Annotated in this window: 19 protein-coding genes; 4 read left to right on the top strand and 15 right to left on the bottom strand. The window is 61.0% G+C overall.

What is annotated here, in order from left to right; all coding sequences use genetic code 11:
- Positions 1-14: 14 nt before the first annotated feature.
- The 7 genes from purB to RIN56_19445 form a co-directional block, all read right to left on the bottom strand.
- Positions 15-1,307, bottom strand: a complete 1,293-nt coding sequence (gene purB / locus RIN56_19475) for an adenylosuccinate lyase (GenBank protein MDR7868981.1) — start codon at positions 1,305-1,307, stop codon at positions 15-17.
- Between the two features lie 61 nt (positions 1,308-1,368).
- Entirely contained in the window at positions 1,369-2,754 is a 1,386-nt protein-coding gene (locus RIN56_19470; protein MDR7868980.1) for an NAD(P)/FAD-dependent oxidoreductase, read from the bottom strand.
- A 389-nt stretch (positions 2,755-3,143) separates the two neighbouring features.
- Positions 3,144-4,481: a replicative DNA helicase gene (gene dnaB, locus RIN56_19465; GenBank protein MDR7868979.1), complete on the bottom strand. Its 1,338-nt coding sequence runs from the start codon at positions 4,479-4,481 to the stop codon at positions 3,144-3,146.
- A 13-nt stretch (positions 4,482-4,494) separates the two neighbouring features.
- Positions 4,495-6,420 (bottom strand): Lon family ATP-dependent protease, encoded by a 1,926-nt coding sequence (gene lonC / locus RIN56_19460; GenBank protein ID MDR7868978.1) that lies wholly within the window; start codon positions 6,418-6,420, stop codon positions 4,495-4,497.
- 180 nt (positions 6,421-6,600) lie between these two features.
- Complete coding sequence (gene rplI / locus RIN56_19455) at positions 6,601-7,047, bottom strand: 50S ribosomal protein L9 (GenBank protein ID MDR7868977.1); 447 nt, start codon at positions 7,045-7,047, stop codon at positions 6,601-6,603.
- On the bottom strand, positions 7,019-9,025 hold the full coding sequence (locus tag RIN56_19450) for a DHH family phosphoesterase (protein ID MDR7868976.1): 2,007 nt from the start codon (positions 9,023-9,025) through the stop codon (positions 7,019-7,021). Before RIN56_19450 ends, rplI begins: the two co-directional genes overlap by 29 nt.
- Before the next feature lie 14 nt (positions 9,026-9,039).
- Positions 9,040-9,999 carry a YybS family protein gene (locus RIN56_19445; protein MDR7868975.1) on the bottom strand — a complete coding sequence of 320 codons (960 nt, stop codon included), beginning with the start codon at positions 9,997-9,999 and terminating at the stop codon, positions 9,040-9,042.
- 427 nt (positions 10,000-10,426) lie between these two features.
- On the opposite strand from RIN56_19445, the gene RIN56_19440 reads away from it, so the two are divergent.
- Positions 10,427-12,325 (top strand): diguanylate cyclase, encoded by a 1,899-nt coding sequence (locus RIN56_19440; protein ID MDR7868974.1) that lies wholly within the window; start codon positions 10,427-10,429, stop codon positions 12,323-12,325.
- Positions 12,326-12,366: 41 nt separating this feature from the next.
- Here RIN56_19440 and RIN56_19435 read toward each other — a convergent pair whose 3' ends face one another.
- Entirely contained in the window at positions 12,367-13,587 is a 1,221-nt protein-coding gene (locus tag RIN56_19435; protein ID MDR7868973.1) for an MFS transporter, read from the bottom strand.
- Between the two features lie 160 nt (positions 13,588-13,747).
- On the opposite strand from RIN56_19435, the gene RIN56_19430 reads away from it, so the two are divergent.
- From RIN56_19430 to RIN56_19420, 3 genes are all read left to right on the top strand, one after another.
- Positions 13,748-14,578 (top strand): AraC family transcriptional regulator, encoded by an 831-nt coding sequence (locus tag RIN56_19430; protein MDR7868972.1) that lies wholly within the window; start codon positions 13,748-13,750, stop codon positions 14,576-14,578.
- Positions 14,579-14,698: 120 nt separating this feature from the next.
- Positions 14,699-15,718 carry a DMT family transporter gene (locus RIN56_19425; protein ID MDR7868971.1) on the top strand — a complete coding sequence of 340 codons (1,020 nt, stop codon included), beginning with the start codon at positions 14,699-14,701 and terminating at the stop codon, positions 15,716-15,718.
- A gap of 30 nt (positions 15,719-15,748) precedes the next feature.
- Positions 15,749-16,510 carry a hypothetical protein gene (locus tag RIN56_19420; protein MDR7868970.1) on the top strand — a complete coding sequence of 254 codons (762 nt, stop codon included), beginning with the start codon at positions 15,749-15,751 and terminating at the stop codon, positions 16,508-16,510.
- A gap of 62 nt (positions 16,511-16,572) precedes the next feature.
- On the opposite strand, the gene RIN56_19415 is transcribed toward RIN56_19420, so the two are convergent.
- From RIN56_19415 to rpsF, 7 genes are all read right to left on the bottom strand, one after another.
- Positions 16,573-17,295, bottom strand: coding sequence for a DJ-1/PfpI family protein (locus RIN56_19415; GenBank protein ID MDR7868969.1), 723 nt, complete (start codon positions 17,293-17,295; stop codon positions 16,573-16,575).
- The gene (locus RIN56_19410; protein MDR7868968.1) at positions 17,217-17,876 is read right to left on the bottom strand and encodes a 2Fe-2S iron-sulfur cluster-binding protein; all 660 of its coding nucleotides are present in this window, start codon (positions 17,874-17,876) and stop codon (positions 17,217-17,219) included. The genes RIN56_19415 and RIN56_19410 overlap by 79 nt, the downstream gene beginning before the upstream one ends.
- On the bottom strand, positions 17,873-19,912 hold the full coding sequence (locus RIN56_19405; protein ID MDR7868967.1) for an NADH-ubiquinone oxidoreductase-F iron-sulfur binding region domain-containing protein: 2,040 nt from the start codon (positions 19,910-19,912) through the stop codon (positions 17,873-17,875). The genes RIN56_19410 and RIN56_19405 overlap by 4 nt, the downstream gene beginning before the upstream one ends.
- Positions 19,896-20,375: an NAD(P)H-dependent oxidoreductase subunit E gene (locus RIN56_19400; GenBank protein MDR7868966.1), complete on the bottom strand. Its 480-nt coding sequence runs from the start codon at positions 20,373-20,375 to the stop codon at positions 19,896-19,898. The genes RIN56_19405 and RIN56_19400 overlap by 17 nt, the downstream gene beginning before the upstream one ends.
- A gap of 147 nt (positions 20,376-20,522) precedes the next feature.
- Complete coding sequence (gene rpsR, locus RIN56_19395) at positions 20,523-20,753, bottom strand: 30S ribosomal protein S18 (protein ID MDR7868965.1); 231 nt, start codon at positions 20,751-20,753, stop codon at positions 20,523-20,525.
- 12 nt (positions 20,754-20,765) lie between these two features.
- Positions 20,766-21,146 carry a single-stranded DNA-binding protein gene (locus tag RIN56_19390; GenBank protein MDR7868964.1) on the bottom strand — a complete coding sequence of 127 codons (381 nt, stop codon included), beginning with the start codon at positions 21,144-21,146 and terminating at the stop codon, positions 20,766-20,768.
- Between the two features lie 15 nt (positions 21,147-21,161).
- Positions 21,162-21,446, bottom strand: a complete 285-nt coding sequence (gene rpsF / locus RIN56_19385; GenBank protein MDR7868963.1) for a 30S ribosomal protein S6 — start codon at positions 21,444-21,446, stop codon at positions 21,162-21,164.
- Positions 21,447-21,871: the final 425 nt, after the last annotated feature.

The raw sequence follows: 21,871 nt of genomic DNA, 5'->3' as shown, positions 1-21,871 counted from the left end.
TTATCACCTCTTGTTTATAGGCCAAAACGGGCCATAATGGTATCGACATGCCGCAGGTGGTGGGAGGGGTCGAAGCAGGCGGTGATTTCCTCCGGCGACATGAATTTGGCGATGTCGGGGTCGCGGGTAACGTTGGTCTTGAAGTCGGCGCCTTCGAGCCAGCGGGCCATGGCGTTGCGCTGGACCCAGCGGTAGGCGTCCTCGCGGCTGACGCCCTTGTCGACGAGAGCGAGGAGCAGTCGCTGGCTGAAGATGAGGCCGCCGGTCTTGTTCATGTTGGCCTGCATGGCGTCGGGGTAGACGAGCAGCTTGTCGATTATGTCGGTCATGAGACGGAGCATGTAGTCGACAAGGCTGGTGCTGTCGGGCAGGATGACGCGCTCGACCGAGGAGTGGGAGATGTCGCGCTCGTGCCAGAGGGCGACGTTTTCCAGGGCGGCCTGGGCATTGCCGCGGACGACGCGGGCCAGGCCGGATATGCGCTCGCAGGTGATGGGGTTGCGCTTGTGGGGCATGGCCGAGGAGCCTTTTTGGCCGGGGTGGAAGTATTCTTCGGCTTCGCGGATGTCGGTGCGCTGGAGGTTGCGGATCTCGGTGGCGAATTTGTCGAGCGAGGAGGCGACGACGGCCAGGGTGGTGAGGAATTCGGCGTGGCGGTCGCGCTGGATGACCTGGGTGGCGAGCCGGGCGGCTTTGAGGCCCATTTTTGCGCAGACGTGGGCTTCGACCTTGGGGTCGACGGTGGCGTAAGTGCCGACGGCGCCGGACAGTTTGCCGACGGCGACGGTTTCGCGGGCCCGCTTCAGGCGCTCGATGTTGCGTTCGGTCTCGTCGAGCCAGAGGGCGAATTTCATGCCGAGGGTGATGGGTTCGGCGTGGATGCCGTGGGTGCGGCCGATCATGACGGTGTGTTTGTGTTCGCCGGCCCGCCGGAAGAGGACGGCGCGGAGCTTGGCGAGGTCGTCCAGAATGATGTCGGCGGCCTGGGCCATCATGCTGCCGAGGGCGGTGTCTTTGACGTCGCTGGAGGTGAGGCCCATGTGGATGTATTTGGCTTCGTCGCCGACATTTTCGGCCACGGCGGTGAGGAAGGCGATGATGTCGTGGCGGATTTCCCGTTCGATTTCGCGGATGCGGTCGACGGAGAATTTGGCTTTCTCTTTGATGACCGGTACGGCGGCGGCCGGAATCTGCCCCAGCTCGGCCATTGCTTCGCAGGCGTATATTTCGATGTCGAGCATTGTTTGGAATTCGTTTTCGTCGGTCCAGATCTTGGCCATGGCGGGGTTGGTGTAGCGTTTGATCATTGCGGTTCTCTCCTTCTGGGCAGACCGCCGGTTCGGGGCGGCCTGGCTCGATTCCATCGGTTTATTTGCCTTCGCGGGCAATTATCTCCCTGGCCACGACGACGCCGGCGGCTGAAGCCTGGGCAAGGCCGCGGGTGACGCCCGCGCCGTCGCCGGCGGCGAAGAAGTTGGCGATTTCGCTTTCCAGCACCGGGCTGAGGCGAGGACGGGAGGAGTAGAATTTGACTTCGACTCCGTAGAGCAGGGTGTGGCGTGAGTTGACGCCCGGCGCGACTTTGTCGAGGGCTTCGAGCATTTCGATGATGGCGACCATGTGGCGGTAGGGGAGAACGAGGCTGAGGTCGCCGGGGGTGGCGTCTTTAAGGGTGGGCTCGACCATGCCGCGGTGGATGCGCTCCGGGGTGGAGCGCCGGCCGTCGAGGAGGTCGCCGAGACGCTGGACGATGACGCCGCCGCCCAAAAGGTTGGCGAGTTTGGCGATCGATTTGCCGTAGGTGATGGGTTCTTTGAAGGGTTCGGTGAAGCTTTTGGAGACCAGCAGGGCAAAGTTGGTGTTCTTGGTCCGTTTTTCGGCGTAGCTGTGGCCGTTGACGGTGATTAGGCCGGCGTTGTTTTCGTTGACGACTTCGCCGTAGGGGTTCATGCAGAAGGTGCGGACCCGGTCGTCGAAGGATTTGGTATAGTAGACGAGTTTGGACTCGTAGACGATTTCGGTGATGTGCTCCATGACGACGGCGGGCAGTTCGACGCGCACGCCGATGTCGACGGGGTTGGTCATCATCGACAGGCCGAGCTTGCCCGCCTGGCCGGAGAACCATTCGGCGCCTTCGCGGCCGGGGGCGGCGACGAGGTATTTGCTTTCGATCTTTTCCCCGCCGACCAACTCGAGCCCGGCGTATTCGCCATTTTTGACGATGATGGCTTCGACGGCGGTGTTGGTGCGGATCTCGCATTTGTCGTCGAGGTATTCGCGCATGCGGGTGAGGATTTCGGTGCATTTTTCGGTGCCGAGGTGGCGGATGCGGGCGGGGATGAGGTTGAGGTCGGCGGCGGCGGCCACCCGCTGGATACGGCGGATTTCCTCTTTCTTGTCGTCGCCGTAGACGGTGGTTGTCGCGCCGAAGTCAAGGTAGATTTTGTCGATATAGTCAATGAGTTCGGCGACACGGTCTTTTTCCATGTATTCGTCGAGTACGCCGCCGAATTCGGTGGTAAGCGTAAGTTTGCCGTCGCTGAACGCGCCGGCGCCCCCCCAGCCGCACAGTATGTCGCAGGGCTTGCAGCGCAGGCACTTGCTGCCGTGTTGGTTGATCGGGCAGCGGCGGGAGGTAATATCGCGACCTTTTTCGAGAATCAGGGTACTGAGGCCGGCCCTGGCAAGTTCGAGACCTGTAAAGATGCCGGCAGGCCCGGCACCGATCACGACAACATCGTAGCTTTTGGTCACGTACATCACCTCTTGTTTAGTCTTCCCTTGGTCAGAAAAATAACTCAAATAGGCGCGAGCGTCGCTGCTATTTGAGTGGGCGTGAGGAAATATACGTATTTTCCCTTGATTATAATAGCATTTCACTTGGGGGGTGTCAACAACAAATTTCGAATGTTTTTTGAGCTTGGGCTAAAATCGTTCGGGAAAACGAGGGGGCCTTTAAAGGAAAAAACGCCGGCTATGCCGGCGTAAAAATATGCTTTATGGAAGGCAAGCCCGCAGGCCGTTCAGAAGTCCCCAGATGCTAGGCGGACCGAGGACGCGAGCGGAGACAGTACTGCGGGGGTACGGCGAGCGAGCGCCCGGAGGGCCAACAACGCAGATGGGGGCTTATCAACGGCCTGCGCTTATGCCGGCTCGCTCATTTTGGAAGAGTCTTTGAAGCGGGTGAATTCCTTCTGGAAGTATAGTTCGACGGTGTCGACGGGGCCGTTGCGGTGTTTGGCGACGATGATTTCGGTGATGTTCGGTCTTTCCGTTTCGTGGTTGTAGTAGTCTTCGCGGTAGAGGAAGGCGACGATGTCGGCGTCCTGCTCGAGGGAGCCTGATTCGCGGAGGTCGCTGAGCATGGGGCGCTTGTTCTGCCTGGCCTCGACGCCGCGGCTGAGCTGAGAGAGGGCGAGGACGGGGACGTTTAGCTCGCGGGCGAGGGATTTGAGGGAGCGGGATATTTCCGATATTTCCTGCTGGCGGTTGTCGTTGCGGCCGCCGGAGCTGCCCTGCATGAGCTGGAGGTAGTCGATGACGACGAGGGAGAGCTCGTGCTCGACTTTGAGGCGGCGGGCCTTGGAGCGGATTTCGGTGACGGTCATGCCGGGGGTGTCGTCGATGAAGATGGGTGCGGAGGAAAGGCGGTCGGCGGCTTTGACGAGGCTGGACCAGTCGTTGTCCTTGAGGTCGCCGATCTTAAGGCGCTGGGCGTCGATGGTGGCTTCGGTGCAGAGCATGCGCTGAACAAGCTGTTCTTTGGACATTTCGAGGCTGAAGAAGGCGACCGGTTTTTTCTCTTTGACGGCGACGTGCTGGGCGATGTTGAGGACGAAGGCGGTCTTGCCCATGCTGGGCCGGGCGGCGATGAGAACGAGGTCGGAGGGCTGCAGGCCGGCGGTGAGGCGGTCGAGGTCCCTGAAGCCGGTGGGCAGGCCGGTGATGCCGCCTTTGGTGTGGTAGAGCTGCTCGACCCGGTCGAGGGCGGCCATGAGGATGTCTTTGATGGGCACGAAGGCGCCGGTGACTTTGCGGTTGGCGACTTCGAGGATCATCCGCTCTGCCTGGTCGAGGATGCTGATGACTTCTTCGTTGGCTTCGTAGCCGAGGCCGGCGATGTGGGTGGCGGTGTTTATGAGGCCGCGCAGGAGGGCTTTTTCTTCGACGATTTTGGCGTGGTAGATGACGTTGGCGGCGGTGGGCACGCTGTTGGCGAGCGAGGTGATGTAGGAGATGCCGCCGGCGGCTTCGAGCTTGTCCTCGCGACGCAGTTGCTCGGTGAGGGTGATGAGGTCGACGGCCTCGCCGCGGTTGTAAAGCGCCAGCGTGGCGGCATAGACGAGGCGGTGGGATTCGCGGTAGAAATCTTCGGGACGCAGGAATTCGGCTACGCGGGATATAGCCTCGCGCTCGATGAGCATGGCGCCGATAACGGATTGTTCGGCTTCTAGGTTCTGGGGCGGCATTCTGTCTAGCACGGTATCCTCTCCCTTATGCGCTGGCGCTCTCCGGGGCGGCGAACAGGACGGTCAGCGCTTCGTCCACCGTTTCCACCGGGCGGATGTCGAGGCCGAGGTGCCCGGCGGGAATGTCTTTTTCGTTTTCCTTGGGGATTATGATGGTGGTGATGCCGGCCTGCTTGGCGCCGAAGGCTTTTTCGAATACGCCGCCGACACCCTTGACCCGGCCCTGGATGGAGACTTCGCCGGTGATGGCGCAGTCCTGGCGGATGCCCTGGCCGGTGATGGCCGAGACGAGGGCGGCGACGATGGCCGTGCCGGCCGAGGGGCCGTCGATGCGGCCGCCGCCGATTATGTTGACGTGGATGTCGTAGTCGGCCGGGTCCTGGCCGGTGACTTTGCGCACAACGGCGGCGGCGTTGAAGACGGAGTCTTTGGCCATGCTACCGGCGGTGTCGTTGAAGCGGATCGAGCCTTTGCCTTTGACGGCGGCCGGGAAGGCGACGGCTTCGATTTCGAGGACCGAGCCGAGGTAGCCGGCGACGCCGAGGCCGAAGATTTTGCCGATTTCGCCGGTGGCGGTGGCTTTAAGGTTGACGAAGGGCGTAAGACGGCTGACCTGGGCAACTTTGTAGATGTCGTCGACGCCGATGGTTATCTGCCCGGTTTCGCCGCGGTAGAGGGCGAGACCGTAGGCGTCGGCGAGGATGTTGATGGCTTTGCGGCCTTCAATGGTGTATTCGCCGATGAGGCGGGGGATGTCGGGGTGGATGGCGACGTCGAGTTTCCGGGCGGCGTTAAAGACGATCTCTTCGATGTGTTTGGGGGTGAGGGGCTCGAAGTATATTTCGGCGCAGCGCGAGCGGATGGCGGGGGTGATTTCCTTTGCGTCGCGGGTGGTGGCGCCGATGAGGATGAAGTCGGCGGGGGCGCCGTCTTCGAACAGTTTCTTGATGTATTTGGGTACGTTGGGGTCGCTGGGATCGTAGTAGGCGGAGTCGAAGAAGACGCGCTTGTCTTCGAGGACTTTGAGGAGTTTGTTCTGAAGCATGGGGTCCATTTCGCCGATCTCGTCGATGAAGAGGATGCCGCCGTGGGCGTCGGTGGCGAGGCCGGGTTTGGGCTCCGGTACGCCGGTGTCGGCGAGGTCGCGGCGGGCGCCCTGGTAGATGGGGTCGTGGACGGAGCCGAGGAGCGGGTTGGTCATGTCGCGCGGGTCCCATCTGAGGGTGGTGCCGTCGACTTCGACAAAGGCGGCGTCCTTGGCGAAGGGGGTGAATTTGAGTTTTTTTGCTTCTTCGAGGACGAGGCGGGCGGCGGTGGTTTTGCCTACGCCGGGCGGCCCGTAAAGGATGAGGTGCTGGGGGTAGGGGGAGGCGAGTTTGGCGCGGAGTGCTTCGATGGCCCGCTCCTGACCGACGATTTCCCCCAAGGCGCCGGGGCGGAGCTGCTCCATGGCCGATTTAGTGAGTTTCTTCTGTTCGAGTTTTTCGAGGATGGCGTATTTTTTCAGCGTCTGGGGGGTCTCGACGTTCTCTTCTTCTTCTTTGAGGACTTGCATTTTGATTTCCTGGACGTATTCGCGGTGGCGCTCTTCCATCCTGTCGGCGATCTTCTTTTCGAGCTTGTCTTCCACCGCCCGGCGGGCCATGAGGTCGGCGAGCTCGTCCTCGATCTCTTCGAGGATGGCGGGGATTTCGTCGAGGGTGGGGAGCTTGCTTACGGTGGGGTCTTCGAAGACGAGTTTCTGGAGGGCCAGGACGCGTTCGGGGAGGCTATCGGAACGCAGCAGGTCGAGGGCGTCGAGTTTGCCTGCTTTGAGGACGACTTTTTCGGAGCCGATGAGACCGGAATAGAGACCGTAGAGGGAGGCGACCTGCCGCTTGAGCTGTTCGACAGCCGTGTCGCGGGCGTCAGCCGGCCGGTGGGGGATGAATTTGTTAAAGAAGTTCTTCATTGCTTAGTCCTTTCGGGTTCGTGATAGGAGTCCCGAATCAGGCGACTCCCAGACCGTTCAGAAGCCCCCAGATGCTAGGCGGCTCCGCCGGGCGTGCGGCGACGCGTACTCGGGTCGTACGCTAGCAAGCGCCCGGTGGAACAACAACGCAGATGGGGGTTGCTGGGCGGTCTGGGAAAATTACTGGGCGGTGACCTGAACCTCTATCTGGGTCGACACCTCCGGATGCAGCTTGACGGTTACCGGGTAGACGCCGAGGGCTTTGATGGCGTCCTTGAGTTCGATTTTGCGTTTGTCGAGGTCGACGCCGTGCTGGTCTTTGAGGGCGTCGGCGATGTCTTTGCTGGTGACCGAGCCGAACAGGCGGCCGCCTTCGCCGGTTTTAACGGCGACGGTGACTTTGAGCTTGGCGAACTGGGCGGCGTAGAGCCGGGCTTCGTCGAGGAGGCGTTTGGCTTTGCGGGCGTCGTTTTCTTTCTGCTGCTGGACGGCGTTGACGTTGCCGGCGGTGGCGGGGATGGCGAGTTTCTTGGGTAGCAGGAAGTTGCGGGCGTAGCCTTCGGATGCCTCTATGACGTCGCCTTTCTTGCCGAGGTTTTTAACTTCTTGTTGGAGGATTAGTTTCACGGCTGTCACTCTCCTTGATGTACTTGGCGACGAGCGCGGTAACGCGGCTCTTGGCGTCTTCGATGTTGGCGCCTTTGAGCTGGGCTCCGGCCACGGTCTGGTGGCCGCCGCCGCCGAGTTCTTCCAATATTACCTGGACGTTGATGTCGCCCTGGGAGCGGGCGCTGACGGCTACGCCGCCTTCGATGGGGAAGAGGACGAAGCTTACTCTGACGCCCTCGATGTTGAGCAGCATGTCGGCCGCCTGGGCGGCGGCGATCTGCGGGTCGCTGATTTTTTGGGTGTAGGTGGCGATGACGACGCCGCCGGGCAATGTTTCGGTGTTGTTGATGATTTCGGCCCGGTGTTTGAGGGTGTCGAGATCGACGCGGAAGAGCCGGCGGACGAGTTTGGGGTCGGCCCCGGCCCGGCGGAGGTGGGCGGCGGCGTCGAAGGTGCGTACGCCGGTCTGGACGGTAAAGCTTTTGGTGTCGACGACGATGCCGGCGTAGAGGGCGGAGGCCTCGGTCCTTGTGAGGTCGAGCTTCTCGTCGAAGTAGGTGAGGAGTTCGGTGACGAGTTCGCTGGTGGAAGAAGCCGAGGGCTCTAGGTAGACGAGCAGCGGGTTGGCGATAAAGTCTTCGGCCCGCCGGTGGTGGTCGATGACGATGATTTTTTCGGCCTTGCCGAGGAGGGCGGGGGCGGCGACGAGCGCCGGCCGGTGGGTGTCGACGACGAACAGGACGGTGCCGGGGCCAACGGTTGCTTCCGCCTGGGCCGGGTCGACGAATAGGGTGCGGTGTTCTTCGTATTCGTCGAGGCATTCGGCGAGTTTTTCGACCGCCGCGCCCGGACGGCTGGCGACGATCTGGGCCGGCTTGCCGAGGAAGCGGGCCATCCTGGCTACGCCGAGGGAGGCGCCGAGACTGTCGTAGTCTTCGTTGGCGTGGCCCATTACGACGACGGATGAGGCGCCGGCGATGATGTCGCGGAGGGCCTGGGCAACGATACGGGCTTTTACGCGGGTGCTCTTTTCGACGGTCTTGGCTTTGCCGCCGTAGAACTGGACTTTGCCGGCAATATGAACGGCGGCCTGGTCGCCGCCCCGCCCGAGGGCAAGGTCGAGCCCGGCCTGGGCACGCTGGCCGAGAGCGGCGACGGTGGACTCGTCGGCGGCTACGCCGAGGCTGAGGGTGACGGGGATGCGGTTGCCGCCGTGGATGGTGCGGACGGTGTCGAGGATGTCGAATTTGTCGGCGAGAGCGGCGTCGAGGGCCCGGCGGTCAAAGACGGCGATGTAGTTGTCTTCGCTGTATTTTTTGAGGAAGCCTTCGAGGAGGCCGACCCATTCGCTGAGGCGGCGGTTGACTTCGGCGAGGATGGCTGAACGCTGGCTCTCGCTGAGGCCTTTGAGGACGTCGCTGTAGTTGTCGATCTGGATGTACGCGAGTACCGGCATGGCGCCTTCGCAGCTGAGTTTGACGGTTTCGCTGGCGGTTATGTCGGTGAAGGAGAAGATCATGAGCGGCGGGGCGTTCTGGTTGGGGCCTTCCAGCGGCTTGTAGACCGCCTGGTAGTGGCGGCCGCGGGCGTGGAAGGCTTCGAAGCCGGCCTTGCCCCACAGGCGGGCGAGGTCGATGCCCGGCCAGAAGCGGTCGATGCCGTCGGATGGCCCGAGTTCGGCGTCCGCCCAGTCGGCGAGGACGCTGTTGCGCCAGTGGAACTTGCCGGCGCCGTCGACGATGGCGATGGCCAGCGGCAGGTTCTGGAGGGCGTAGCGGGCCGCCTGGCCGACGCTTTCACTCATGAGGTCAAGGTAGGCCGACAGTTCTTTCTGCCGCTCGAGGTGCCGCTCCCGCCCGTAGAGGTAGAGGATGTAGAGGAGGATGGCGCCGATGACGGCTACGTATTTATTATAGAAGAGGATGATGAGGAGCAGCGCGGCCGATACGGCGAGATAGACGCGGGTATCGAACCACAGCGACGGTCCGCGGGACATTATTTACCCTCCTGTCAGGACGACCGGGGTGTATTTAGCTGGCGGAAATTGACGGCAAGATCGAAAATGCCAGCGAAAACGACGACTGTTTGTAGAAGAGAGTTGGTCAATATCATAATCAGTATAATGGTGCGCATAAGCCTTGACAAATTGTATTTGTCGGCAAGGTAGTAAAATAGCGCCAAGCCTTGCCCGAAAAGGAGTATGACCGATCCCCCAAGCAGATTTAGGGCAATTTTGGCAAGCAGGTCGTTTTGCAGGTTTTGGCTAAAAAAGAGGCCCGCGGTGGCCAGGGCGGCAATGTAGAGCATCGCCTTGGGCAGCGACCATTCGCGGAAGGGGGGGAAGACGGGGGTGGCGTGGCCGAGTTTGCGCAGCACCGCCCGGGCTAGAAGGAAGTTGAGGTAGGTCTGAAAAACGGCGGACAAGGTCAGCAGGGCGGGCAGGAGCACCTGAAAGATCGTCATCATTATCTTGAACTGCTCCTGCATTTGGGCAATCATCGTTTCCGTCATGCCGAAGCCGCGGTATAGCTCAATCGCTTCGACCATCGATTTTTCCATGGATTCGATTTGAAAGGCGAACGGGTTGACACCCATCACGACAAAGGTGAGCCCCATAAGGGCGAGGTTGGAGATCAGGCAGACGACCGAACCCCAGAGGATGGTTTTGAAGGGCCCGAAACCGGCGCGGAAGGCGTGGCCGAAGACGAGGCCGATGAGTCCGAAGCCGACGACGATGTGGATCGCCTTGAGGGGCGAGATGAGGATGGCGCTGAGGACGCCGGCAACGACGGTGGCCATGACGCTCCAGCGGAAGCCGTGGCGGACGCCGAGAAGGATGATGGGTACCGGCCACAGGAAGGTGACAAAGGCGCCGACCACGGGGACGTAGACGCTGATGAGGGCGAAAACGACGGCGATGGCGGCCATGATGCCCGCTTCGACGGTGGGACGCGTGTTGGTCTGTCGCATGGTTCACCTCGGATATAGATTAGCGGTTGCTCTCGGGATTAGCATCGGCCAAACGCCGGCTTTCGATTCCCGGCCACGGGCTTATTGCCGCCGGGGAGGGGCAGTGCCTTGTCTGCGGCAGATGGGGGCTTATTCACGGCCGAAGGAGGCCATTTAGAAGTGCCCAGATGCAAGGCGCACCGGAGGCTGACACCGGAAGCGTACACGAACGTACGCTGAGGATGGCAGCCGAGGAGCAACGCCGCAGACGGGGGCTTATCAATGGCCGCAAAAGCCTGGACTGTATTTATTCGCACTTGTATGTCCCGTTTCCTTCATGGCGCCGACGATCGACGTGCGGACGGTCCCTTAATTTCCGGCGACAATATTACGATAATAATAGTGCATGCAGATAATCCGGCATTATATAGTAAGAAGGTGATTGCTGATGTCAAGTCACGAGCACGCGAAACGCCACCCCGATGAGGATGGGGCGCTGCACCGGCAGCTGGCCGAGCTGGCGTCGGCAAAAGCCGGCCTGAACAGAGAGCTGGATTTGTCGAGGGCGGCCAATAAGTTTTTGAGTTCGGTGCTCGATACCGTCGACGCGCTGGTGGTAGTGGTGGACTCCACCGGCCGGATTGTCCGCCTGAATCAGGCTTTCCGCCAGGCGCTGTCCGCGCCGGGGCAGAAGATGGACGGACGGTATCTGTGGGATATGCTGCTGTTGCCTGACGATGTTCTGACGGTGCAGACGATTATCGGCAAGCTGCAGGCTCAAGAGTGCCGTACGGCGTCGGCCAATTTCTGGCTGACCAAGAGCGGCCATCTCCGCCTTGTTGCCTGGTCGTTCACCGTCCTGCGCGGCGTGGGCGAGGAGGGCGATTATATCGTCGGCGTCGGGCTTGACGTTACCGAAAGAGAGCAGGCGGAAGAGGATCTGCGGATAAGCAAGGAGCGTTACCAGGTTCTGTTCAACAGTGTCAACGACGCTGTTTTTGTCTACAGCCTGGCAAAGGGCGAAGAGCCAAGCCGGCTGATCGAGGTGAACGAGGTGGCCTGCCTGCGGCTGGGGTACAGCCGCGAGGAGCTGCTAAGGCTTTCGCCGGCCGATATCGAGCAGCCGGTCATCGCCGCCCAGCTCCCGCTGATCGACCACAAGCTCCGCCAGCAGAAGCACGCTCTGTTTGAGGCTGTGCACCGGACAAAGGCGGGGGCCGAAATCCCGGTGGAGGTAAACGCCCACCTGTTTTCGCTGTACGGGCAGACAACCGTTTTGTCGGTGGCGCGGGATATAACGGAGCGCAAGGAGCTGGAGGAGAAGCTGCGGTTTATCACGATGCACGATTCGCTGACCGGGCTTTACAACCGGGCTTATTTCGATGAGGAGGTCCGCCGTCTGGAGGCGGCCCGCGAGCTTCGGGTCGGCGTCGTCGGCTGCGATGTGGACGGGCTCAAGCTGATAAACGATTCGATGGGCCACCAGGCCGGGGACGCGCTGCTGCGCGCGGCCGGGACGGCGATCGCCAGCGCGGTTCGCGAGGGCGATTTTGTGGCCCGTGTGGGCGGGGACGAGTTTGTCGTCCTGCTGTATAATATCGATTTCCAGGGTGTCAAGAAGGTTATGGACCGCATCCGCGCCGCCATCGCCAGGCAAAACAAGCTGGAACCCGGCCTGCCGCTGAGCATTTCCCTCGGTTGCGCGGTGACCAGCGCGGAGACGAAGGATATCCACCAGCTGCTCAAGGAAGCGGATGACAATATGTACCGCGAGAAGCTCCATCACAGCAAGAGCGCCCGCAGCATGCTGGTGCACGGCCTTAAGAAGGCGCTGGAGGCCCGCGATTTCATCACCGACGGCCATGGCGAGCGGCTGATCGTCCTGATCGATAAACTCGGCCTGGCTCTCGGCCTGGAGGAGCGCGATATGGCCGAGCTCCGCCTGTTGGCTCAGTTCCACGATTTCGGCAAAGTCGGCGTTCCCGACCGCATTCTGTTCAAACCGGGCAAGCTTACCGAGGAGGAGTATGTGGAGATGCAGCGCCATTCGGAGATCGGCCACCGCATCGCCCAGTCGGTCCCCGATCTGTGCCCGATTGCCGATCGTATTCTGAAGCACCACGAGTGGTGGAACGGCCAGGGGTATCCGCTGGGGCTCGTCGGCGAGGATATCCCCCTGGAGTGCCGCATTCTGTCGATCGCCGACGCGTACGACGCGATGACCAGCGACCGCCCGTACCGCAAGGCGATACCGCCCGCGGAGGCGCTGAAAGAGCTGGAACGCTTCAAGGGGCGGCAGTTCGACCCCATGCTGGTGGACAGGTTCGTCAATGTGCTGAAGCAGTAGGAATGATTAAAGCGCCGGATTTCCGGCGCTTTTTTTTTGCGCTATCGTTCAGCCTGGTTTCCCGCTGGTGTGAGAGCGCCTTCCGCCGCGCCGGTCCAGCGCCGGCAGGCGAAATAGTAGAGGAGGTAGAGGGTGGCGAGCGCGACGAGGCCGGCGCCGGCCAGGACTTTGTCGGCTCCGAAGCGGCCGGCGAGATAGCCGCCGGCCAGCATGGAGACGATGGCGGCCGGCGTCAGGATGGCGGTAACGGAGCCGTAGACGCGGCCGCGGAGGTTGGCGGCGGTGCCTCTGTCCCGGAGGGCGTGGATCCCGACGAGGGCGGCGTAGAAGAAGACGTAGCCGCCGAAAACAGTCGCCGTAGCAAGGAGAAAGCTTGGAACGAAGCCGAGGAGGACAAAGCTGGCATAGTGGACGGTGAGCCCGGCCATTGCAAGGGGGAGAGGGTTGCCGCGCTTCATGAGCCACGGGCCGGCGAGGCTGCCGAGGATGCTGCCGAGGCCGACGACGGTCATGAAGAGGCCGTATTCCGCGTCGCCGCCGCCGAGGGAAGATTTGACGTAGACGACGAATAGCGGTAGCTGCAGGCGCAGGGACATGGCCCACAGGAAGGCGACGGCGATGAGGAAGCGCAGTTGGGGACTGGCAAGGATGAAGCGAATGCCGGCAGTCATCTCGCCCAGAACCTGGCGCTCCTTGGCGGGGCAGGTTTGGCGCGGAATATCGATAAGGCGACTGAGCACGGCGACGGCCAGAAAAACAGCGCCGGTGGCGATGAAGAGGGCAGCGGGGCTGAAGAGGGCGGTGGCGAAGCCGGCGAGGAACGGGGCAAGCATCTTGGCGCAATTGAGGCTTATAAATACCGCGGAGTTGCCTAAGACAAAGCCGTCCTTGGCCATGATTTCGGTCATCAGTGCCGTTCTGACGATGGAGATGACGGTGAGCAGCACCGAGATGAGCAGCCACAAGGCGTATATCCACGCCAGGCCGAGACTGAGGCTCATAGTGGCCACAAGGAGAGCCGTTACGACCGAAACCCCGGCTAGCACGGTCGCACGCCTGTAGCGGTCGATGACGACGCCGTAAAGGGGGGCGAACAAGCGCGGAACGAAGGTCAGCGCGCCGAATACGCCGACGTTGAGGGCGCTCTGGGTTAAGCCGTAGACATAGATGGTCATCAGGAAAAAAACGAACTCGAAACCGAAAGCGGACAGGATATAGGCGGTGAAGAATGTGGCGATGTTTGTTTTGTTTGTTGGCTGCACAGGGATTCCTCCTTGCTCTCAATTGGCCGAAAGCGCTTTTCCTTCGGCCCCGGTTGGTATATAATGGTTGCTAATAGCGGAGCTTTAATGCTTAGTACCATTGTCAGGGCTTTCAGGAACGGTTTCTTGTATTATTTTGCGGTGTTGGGAGGTGGCGGCGATGAACGGTCGTAGCGTTGCCCCCGCGGATGGGATCAGCTATTGCCGCGTGGGCGACATCCCTGGGCTGGAGCTTTACCGTGGCGTCGGCGTCACCCGCCACGTGCCGCGGCACATCCACGGCGTTTTCAGTCTGAGTGTCGCCGAGGCGGGGGTGCGGATCAGCGAGAGCAGGCGGGAGAAGTACGCTATCACGCCGGGGTCAATTTTCGTGAGCGAGTGGGGCGAGGCACACGCCGGCGACATTCCTTGCGGGGCCAGTTATTCCAGCCGCTCGCTGCGGATCAGCCGGGAGCTTTTCGCCGCCCTGCTGACGGAGCTGCCGGGACGGGAAGCGTCGGAGGCCCATTTCCCCGTGCCGCTGCTGAAGGACGGCGAACTGTACGGGAAGATTTTCCGCTTGTATGAGCTGGCGCCGTCACCGGATTCGCAACTGGCCAAGGAGTGTCTGCTGCGGGAGGTCTTTTCCCTGTTGGTCAACCGTCATTCCCGCGGCCGGGACGAATGGCCGGCAGCCGGCGACGAGACGGGGGCGGTGCGACGGGTATGCGAGTATCTCGGCGACTGCTGCTACGAGAATGTTTCGATCGGGACGCTGGCGGCGATCGCCGGGTTTAGCCCTTTCCATCTCTGCCGGGTTTTCGAGCGGACGGTCGGCGTTCCGCCGCACGTGTACCAGCTTGACGTGCGTCTGACGAAGGCGGCCGATCTGCTGGCCAGCGGCCGGAAAATCGTCGCCGTGGCGATGGAGACGGGCTTCTGCGACCAAAGCCATTTTCACAAGGCTTTCAAAAAGAAGTTCGGGGTGACACCCCGCCAGTATCTCAGGTAAGCGAAAACCGCCGGGACACCGGCGGTTTTTTTGCGCCCGCAAAGAGCAAGATTCTACAATAACTGGCCTTTCCGCGCTTTTATTATTGGTGATGGATAAATATCTGCGGGAGGCGCGACTTTGGGGCGGTTGGCGATAGATGCCGAGAATAACCGGGGCGACGGCGGGCGCGGGGAAGGATTCGCCGCTCTGGCGGGGACGCTGTGGGGGGTAAATTATCTGGTGGTCAAAATCGTGCTGACGACAGTGCCTGAACCGCTTTTTCTCGTCATCCGCTTTGTGGCGGCGATCGGTCTGCTACTGCTGTACGTCGCCTGGCGCGGCGAGAGCTTTCGCGTTGACCCCGGCGATGTGACGCCGGTCATTTTCCTCGGGCTGTTTGGAGTCGGACTGCAGAATGTGACCTGGACGTACGGCATTCACCGGACGACGGTGTCGTCCGCAGCGCTGCTGATCTGCACGGCGCCGCTGTTCACGCTGCTGTATGCGTTCGCGTCCGGCCGGGAGCGGGCGGGGTGGCTCCGTCTGCTGGGCACGGCGGCCGCGTTCGCCGGCATCTATGTGATTGTCGCGACGACGCCGGGTTCGCGCCTGGAGTTCACTTCGGCGGCATTTGTAGGCAATCTGCTGATTCTGGCGAGCGCGGCGCTGTTCGCTTATTACTCGCTTGCCTCTTCGCCGTTGCTCAAGCGTTACTCGGCCGTCAAGCTGTTTACGCTCGCCTCGGTTGTCGCGCTGCCGCTTTTCATCGCCAACGCGGCGTTCGCTCCGCCGTTCGGCGACGTTAGCTTCGGGGGGTTGACGGCGCTGGAGTTTGTCTATATCGTGGTTTTGGGTACGATTGTGGCGTTTGTGTGTTGGTTTCAGGGTATCGGCCGGACTTCGCCGGTGCGGACGACGCTTTATCAGTACATGACGCCGCTGGTGAGTACAATATTGAGTGTAGTCGTGCTGGGCGAGCCGTTCAGTCCCGGCCACGCGGCGGGGGCGGCGCTGATCTGCGGCGGCCTGCTGGCGGCCCGCTATGACCGGCGCCTTCCTTTCCTGAGATACGGCTCCGGGAGCGATTTTGCGGTTAAGGATACAGGTAAGAAATCAGAATGCTGTCAGGGAGGGAACGGGAAGGTGAGGGGCGAATAATAGCGGTGTTATTTCGAAGGGGGAGTTCTCATGCGGTTGATTTCGATTGTTATTATTTTGCTGCTGGCCGTCGCCCTGGCCGGCTGCGGCGGCGCTAAGCCGGCCGCGCCGCCTGCCAAGCAGGCGCCGCAGTTTGCCAAGCTGCTGACGGTCGCCGGCGGCGACTCTGTTTCCCTCGACCCGTCCACCGTAAAGGTGAGCGGCAACGATGTGTCGGTCATGCTCCGGTTCGCGAAGAGCGAAATCAAGAACGGCGTCAAGGCCGAGAGCTGGGATGCCGTGTTCAGGCCTTCGGAGCAGTTGGTGGCCGTGAGGGCGAAGATGCTGTACGGCGAGGGCGGCCAGGTGCTTTCGGCCGATACGGCCGGCGGCGGCTGGGAGTATGTGATCCCCGGCTCGGATACGGAGCGGATTATGGCGGCAGTGGCGGAGTATTGCAAGGGCCGCGGGCTGGCTGTGAACGCGACGCCGCCGCCGTATGCTCTGCCCGGCTACAAGTATCTGGCCAAGTCGACCGCCAATGACGCGTATTATCTGTATAAGCCGGCTTCCGTACGCTCGGGGGGCGGTCAGACGAGCGCCGAGGTGTTGATGATCTACGAGACGGCCAAGGACGGCACGAAATACGCTGTTTTGACGGTGGATTTCCAGACGGCGGCGAAGAAGTACCGCACGGCGTCCCGGATGCTTTACGACGCGGCCGGAAAGATGCGGCCGGCTCCCGGCGACCAGAGCTGGCAGGCGGTGACGCCCCATTCGGTGTACGATATGCTGCTGGACGAAATCAAGTAGGACCGATGGAACAGACAGAGACCGCCACGAGGCGGTCTCTGTTTTAGTTTTATGACCGTGGTTCACAGGGCGCTGACGTCGATGTCGTACTCTATCCGCCGGGCCACTTCCTGGGCGAGGTCGACGCCAAACAGCAGCCGCAGGAGATAAAAGCCAAGTTCGAGCCCGGAGCTGACGCCGGCGGCGGTGATGATGCCGCCGTCGTTGACGACTTTGGCCGGCACGACTTCGACGGAATAGGCCGCCAACTCGGCGAAGGCGGTGTGGTAGGTTGTGGCTTTCCGGCCGGTAAGCAGGCCGGCCTCGGCCAGCAGAAAGGCGCCCGTGCAGACGGAGGCGACGTGCCTCGCGCTTGCCTGCCGGCTGCGGAGGAATTCACGGATAGCGGGGTTCTTCATCGCTGCCATGCGACCTTTGCCTCCAGGGGCGACGATTATGTCGAGGGGCGGGCAGTCCGCGAGCGTAGTGTCGGGGATGATACGCATGCCGTTGAAGGCGGCGACCGGTTCGGGGGTTTCGGCCACAAGAAGGACAGTGGTGCTGTTTGGCCGCACTTTGTTGATATAGTTCAGCACCTCGTAAGGCCCGACGAAATCCAGCTCTTCGACCTGGGGGAAGATGATTATGCCGACGGTGATCAGGCGTATTACCTCCTTCGGGATGTATTCTTGGCGATGCGGCGGATTGTTTGCCCTATGTGGCGGCGCTACTCCCGATAGAGCTTCGCCGTAAAGGTTGTTTGGCCGTTGGTCAGGATAAAGGCGGTGGGACAGAGCTTCGCGCATGCCTTGCAGGCGCCGCAGCCACGGGTCGCCGCTCCCGGCGCATAGCCTATCTGGAGTTTTTTTCCCTTATTGAGAAAGGTCAGGTAGTTCCTGCCGATTTTCCGGCAGATGGCGATACAGCGGCCACAGAGGATACACCCTTTTGCCATCGCCGACGCTGCCGGGTCGCCCGAAAGCCCATCGCCATGGCCGGCGTCACGACCGGCTTGCCACGGGACGCCGGCGGCTTCCGCCGCGGTCAGCACTTCATTAAGCATGACGGCAACCGATTGGTCCCGAAACGGACCGCGCGCCAGCAGCATTTTGGCAGCCAGCGCCCTTAGCCGGTGTATGCCGGGGGAAACGGTGCGTATTTCAAGCCCGGAGGCCCCAAGTACCGTGCAAGCATGGCTTGGCTGCCATTGCCCCTGGCTGTGCACTTCGATTATACACAGGCTGCAGCGGCGCAGCGGACCAAGCCGGGGATGATGGCAAAGCGCCGGTATATTGAACCCCTCAGCCTGCAAGCCGGCCAGCAGCGGTTCGCCTTCCCGGACCGCACACAGTCGCCCGTCGACGATTATTTTAGCGGTCCGGTTCACGGCCGGTCACCTCCGGAAACCGCCCGGATGGCGTCATGGGGGCAAATTTCGGCACAGGAGCGGCAGCGGATACATTTCTCATGGTCGACGGAATAGCCGAGCGGACCCTGGCCGGCTTGGCGGCTGATCGCCTGCACCGGGCAGTCCAGACAGCCCCGGCAGTCGGTGCACCGGGAGGGAATGATCTCAAAACGGATCAGGGGTTTGCAGGTGACAGCCGGACAGACACCGGCCAGGTGTGCTTCGTATTCGCTACGAAAATGGCGGATGGTCGTCAGAAGGGGGTTTACGGCCGTGCGGCCCAGCGCGCACATCGACATGTCGGCGACGGCCCGGCTCAGTTCTTCGAGTTGTTCTATAAGGCCCGGTTTTCCCGTCCCGGTTGTCAGATTATCCAGCATGCCGGTGAGGAGAGCGAGCCCGTCCCGGCAGAACAGGCACTGGCCACAGGACTCGTCAGCCATAAAACCGGTCAGGTGGCGGGTCAGGTCTACCAAACAACGCGAATGGTTGAGGACAACCAGCCCGCCGGAGCCGATCATGCCCCCGGCGGTGGACAGCGAAGAATAGTCCAGGGCAAAGTCTTTGTAAGGCACAATGCCGCCGGAGGGGCCGCCAATCTGCAGTGCTTTGATTTCGTTATGCGCGGCGCCGCCAATATTTTCTACGACGGTGCGGACGCTGGCGCCTAAAGGTACTTCGATAAAGCCGGTATTCGGTATGTCGCCGGTGATACAAAATATTTTGGTCCCCGGGCTGTCATCGTTGCCGGCGGCGCGAAAGGCGTCGGCGCCGTGGGCAATGATCCACGGGACGTTTGCCAGCGTTTCCACGTTGTTGATAACGGTGGGATGCCCATGGAAGCCCTGTTCCGACGGGTACGGCGGGCGCGGCCAGGGTTCGCCGCGCTGCCCCTGCATGACCTGGAGCAGGGACGACTCTTCGCCGCAGACGAATGCGCCGCCGCTTTGAATAATACCGACCTGCAGGGCAAAATCCGTCCCCAATATCCGTTCCCCCAGCAGGCCGGCGGCCCGCGCGTCGGCAATCGCCTGGCGCAGCCTCGCCACCGCCAGCGGGTACTCGTGCCGCACGAAAATATATGCTTCGCCGGCGCCGCAGGCATACGAGGCCAGAATGATTCCTTCCAGCACCCGGTGAGGGTCGCTTTCCATCAGCGTCCGGTCCATGTAGGCCCCAGGGTCGCCTTCATCGGCGTTGGCAACGATAAACCGCCGCCGGTCGCTGCTGGCGGCCGCCGTTTCCCATTTCCAGCCGGTGTTAAAGCCGCCGCCGCCCCGGCCCCGCAGGCCTGATGCGGATATTTCGGCGACGATATCTGCCGGGCTTTGCTTGATCAGAGCCTTGGCAAGGGCAAAATAGCCGCCGGTGGCGACATATTCCGGCAGGCTGAGCGGATCGATAAGCCCGCAGTTGCCGGTGATAAGGCGCTTTTGATGTTCAAAAAAGGCGGCGAAAGAGTCTCGATACGATTTTATTATTTCCAAATCGCCAAACCCGGTTAACAATCCGGGGTGGCGTTCACGCAGCACAAGCCACGCGCCCCGCTGCAAGGACTGCTGCTGGGCGGTGCGAATGATCGGCCAGTGCACCTCGCTCGACACCCGGCCGAAAAGGTAATGAAGACCCTCGGTTGTCCGGACGTCGACCAGCGGCTCGCCGTAGCAAGCGCCGAGACAGCCGACGTTGCGCACGATGACGCGGTTGACAAAATCCGGCCGGGCCGCCAGCCGGGTGGCCCACGGGCCTGCGCCGGACGCCTGTCCGCAGGACGCCATGCCCACGCTGATGCGGGCCATGTTGGCCGGGCATAAATCAGCATGCCCCTGCTCGGCTATCTTCCGGAGGCCGGGCGGTATGTCGCCGAGCCCATAGCGGGCAGCTAACAGGGGAACGATTTCTTGCCCCGCCCGAGGGGGCAGCGGCAAGGCGGGCGGCGGCGGGGTATATTTCAGGGGGGCCAGTTGCAGTTTCGCGCGGACGGTGGAGAATAAGTTTTCAGCTGTGCTTTGCATCGTTTTCTCTTAAGGCCCGTATTTTTGCCGGCATCTGGTTTGATTTTACCTTGCCTTCGAGGGCGCCGTTGCAGACAAGCACCGGCGCTAAGCTGCAGGCGCCGACACACTGCACCTTGTCGACGGTGATGAACCCGTCGGCGGTGGTACCGTCGGCATCTAGTTCCAGTTCGCCGGCGAGACGGTCATATAGCAGGTCGGCCCCACGGGTATAGCAGGCTGTCCCGTAGCAAACCGACAGATGATTTCTGCCCAGCGGGCGGGTGCGTAAGCTGTTAAAGAAGCTGACAAGCCCGTGAAGTGAAGCTTCCGGCTGTCCGGTCTCAGCCGAAAGGTTTTGCAGATCTTCCTGGGAAATATACCCCTTTTTCTCTTGCAGTTGGTTGAGGACATTAATCAGTTGCCTTTCATTTTCCGGCAAAGCCTGCATAATCTTTGTTGCGCATAGTGGTCGGTCGTTCATCGGAAACCTCCTGAGACAGCGCCTTTTCCAAATGTTTCTGCTTTCATTATAACATGCTGCTGCCGCGATTATCTTGTAATAGCTTTATGGTAAAGCGTACAACGGGCAAAAAAAAGCACCCCTCAGAGGGGTGCTGGCTTTGATTCGCTATTCTGCGGTGAAGGGCAGCAGGGCCATGTTGCGGGCCCGTTTGATGGAGACGGTGAGCTGCCGCTGGTGCTTGGCGCAGTTGCCCGAGATGCGGCGGGGCAGGATCTTGCCGCGTTCGGTGGTGTAGCGGCGCAGCTTGGGTACCTCTTTATAGTCAATGGACTCGACTTTGTCCACGCAGAAACTACAGACTTTTTTCTTCGGCTTGCGGCCTTTTTCGCGTTTCACTGTAACCCTCCTTTAGAAAGGAATTTCTTCTTCCGGAAATACCTGACCGCCAAACGGGGTCGCTTCTTTGTCTTCGGCAGGCTGCTTGCGCTCGAGAAACTCGATGTTCTGGGCGACGACTTCCGCTACGCGGCGCTTCTGCCCGTCATTGGTCTCGTAGGAGCGGATTTGCAGACGGCCTTCGACAAGAACGCGCTGACCCTTGGTGAGGTTGTTGCCGCAGGTTTCGGCGAGCTTTTCCCACGCGACGATGGGGATAAAGTCGGCTTCCTTCTGGCCGCCGCCGGAAAACCGGTTGACGGCGATGGTGAAGGAGGCGACGGCTTTGCCGCTTTGGGTGTAGCGCACTTCCGGATCCTGGGCGAGCCGGCCGACCAGAATGACCTTGTTCATAGCTATCCTCCTGGCCTAATCTTCCTGTTTGACAACCATGTGGCGCAGGATTTCGTCGGTAATCTTCATCACGCGCTCAAGCTCGGCGACGGCGCCGGCCGGGGCGGTGAAGTAGACTATGAAGTAAATCCCTTCGTTGAAGTCTTTGAGTTCGAACGCCAGGCGACGTTTGCCCCAGCGGTCGACTTTGTCGATCGTGCCGCCGTTGTTTTTGATGAGGTTCTCGAATTTGGCGACAACCGCCTCGACAGCCTCTTCTTCCGCCGGCTTCACGATGTACATGACTTCATACTTTCTCATGAAACCACCTCCTCCTTTGGACTATTCGGCCCCCGCGAGGGAGCAGGGAAGGTTCAAATATAGAATTTGAAACCTGTCTCATTAGACCAGTATATTATAGCACTTATTTAGCCGGTAATGCAAGAATACATGCTCAACTATTTTCGCTTGCCGCCACGGCGTAAGCACAAATTTACTTGTTACTATGTGTCGGCTGGAGCGATGTTTTGTCGCAATGGCTTGGTATAAAGGAAAAATTCTTTGTTACTATGCGAGCGCAGGAGAGAAAGAAATGTAAAAACGAGGCCGTGTGGCCCCGCTTTTATTAGCAGAAAACACGAGGCCGTTTAGTGGACTGAACCCCGAAAAATGGACATTGAGCAAAAGAGCCTCCTGTTGTAGGATGACTACGACAGGAGGCTCTTTCATGGGAAAACATTTCGGTA

Source organism: Sporomusaceae bacterium (assembly GCA_031460455.1).
GTDB lineage: Bacteria > Bacillota > Negativicutes > Sporomusales > UBA7701 > Anaeroselena.
This window is presented reverse-complemented; position numbering and strand designations above follow the sequence as displayed.

Bases quoted from the DNA above. Each gene is read 5' to 3' on its own strand.
- purB (MDR7868981.1), bottom strand. From the start codon at position 1,307: ATGATCAAACGCTACACCAACCCCGCCATGGCCAAGATCTGGACCGAC.
- lonC (MDR7868978.1), bottom strand. From the start codon at position 6,420: ATGAAGAACTTCTTTAACAAATTCATCCCCCACCGGCCGGCTGACGCC.
- RIN56_19450 (MDR7868976.1), bottom strand. From the start codon at position 9,025: ATGTCCCGCGGACCGTCGCTGTGGTTCGATACCCGCGTCTATCTCGCC.
- RIN56_19445 (MDR7868975.1), bottom strand. From the start codon at position 9,999: ATGCGACAGACCAACACGCGTCCCACCGTCGAAGCGGGCATCATGGCC.
- RIN56_19440 (MDR7868974.1), top strand. From the start codon at position 10,427: ATGTCAAGTCACGAGCACGCGAAACGCCACCCCGATGAGGATGGGGCG.
- RIN56_19430 (MDR7868972.1), top strand. From the start codon at position 13,748: ATGAACGGTCGTAGCGTTGCCCCCGCGGATGGGATCAGCTATTGCCGC.
- RIN56_19420 (MDR7868970.1), top strand. From the start codon at position 15,749: ATGCGGTTGATTTCGATTGTTATTATTTTGCTGCTGGCCGTCGCCCTG.
- RIN56_19415 (MDR7868969.1), bottom strand. From the start codon at position 17,295: ATGCGCGAAGCTCTGTCCCACCGCCTTTATCCTGACCAACGGCCAAAC.
- RIN56_19405 (MDR7868967.1), bottom strand. From the start codon at position 19,912: ATGCAAAGCACAGCTGAAAACTTATTCTCCACCGTCCGCGCGAAACTG.
- RIN56_19400 (MDR7868966.1), bottom strand. From the start codon at position 20,375: ATGAACGACCGACCACTATGCGCAACAAAGATTATGCAGGCTTTGCCG.
- RIN56_19390 (MDR7868964.1), bottom strand. From the start codon at position 21,146: ATGAACAAGGTCATTCTGGTCGGCCGGCTCGCCCAGGATCCGGAAGTG.
- rpsF (MDR7868963.1), bottom strand. From the start codon at position 21,446: ATGAGAAAGTATGAAGTCATGTACATCGTGAAGCCGGCGGAAGAAGAG.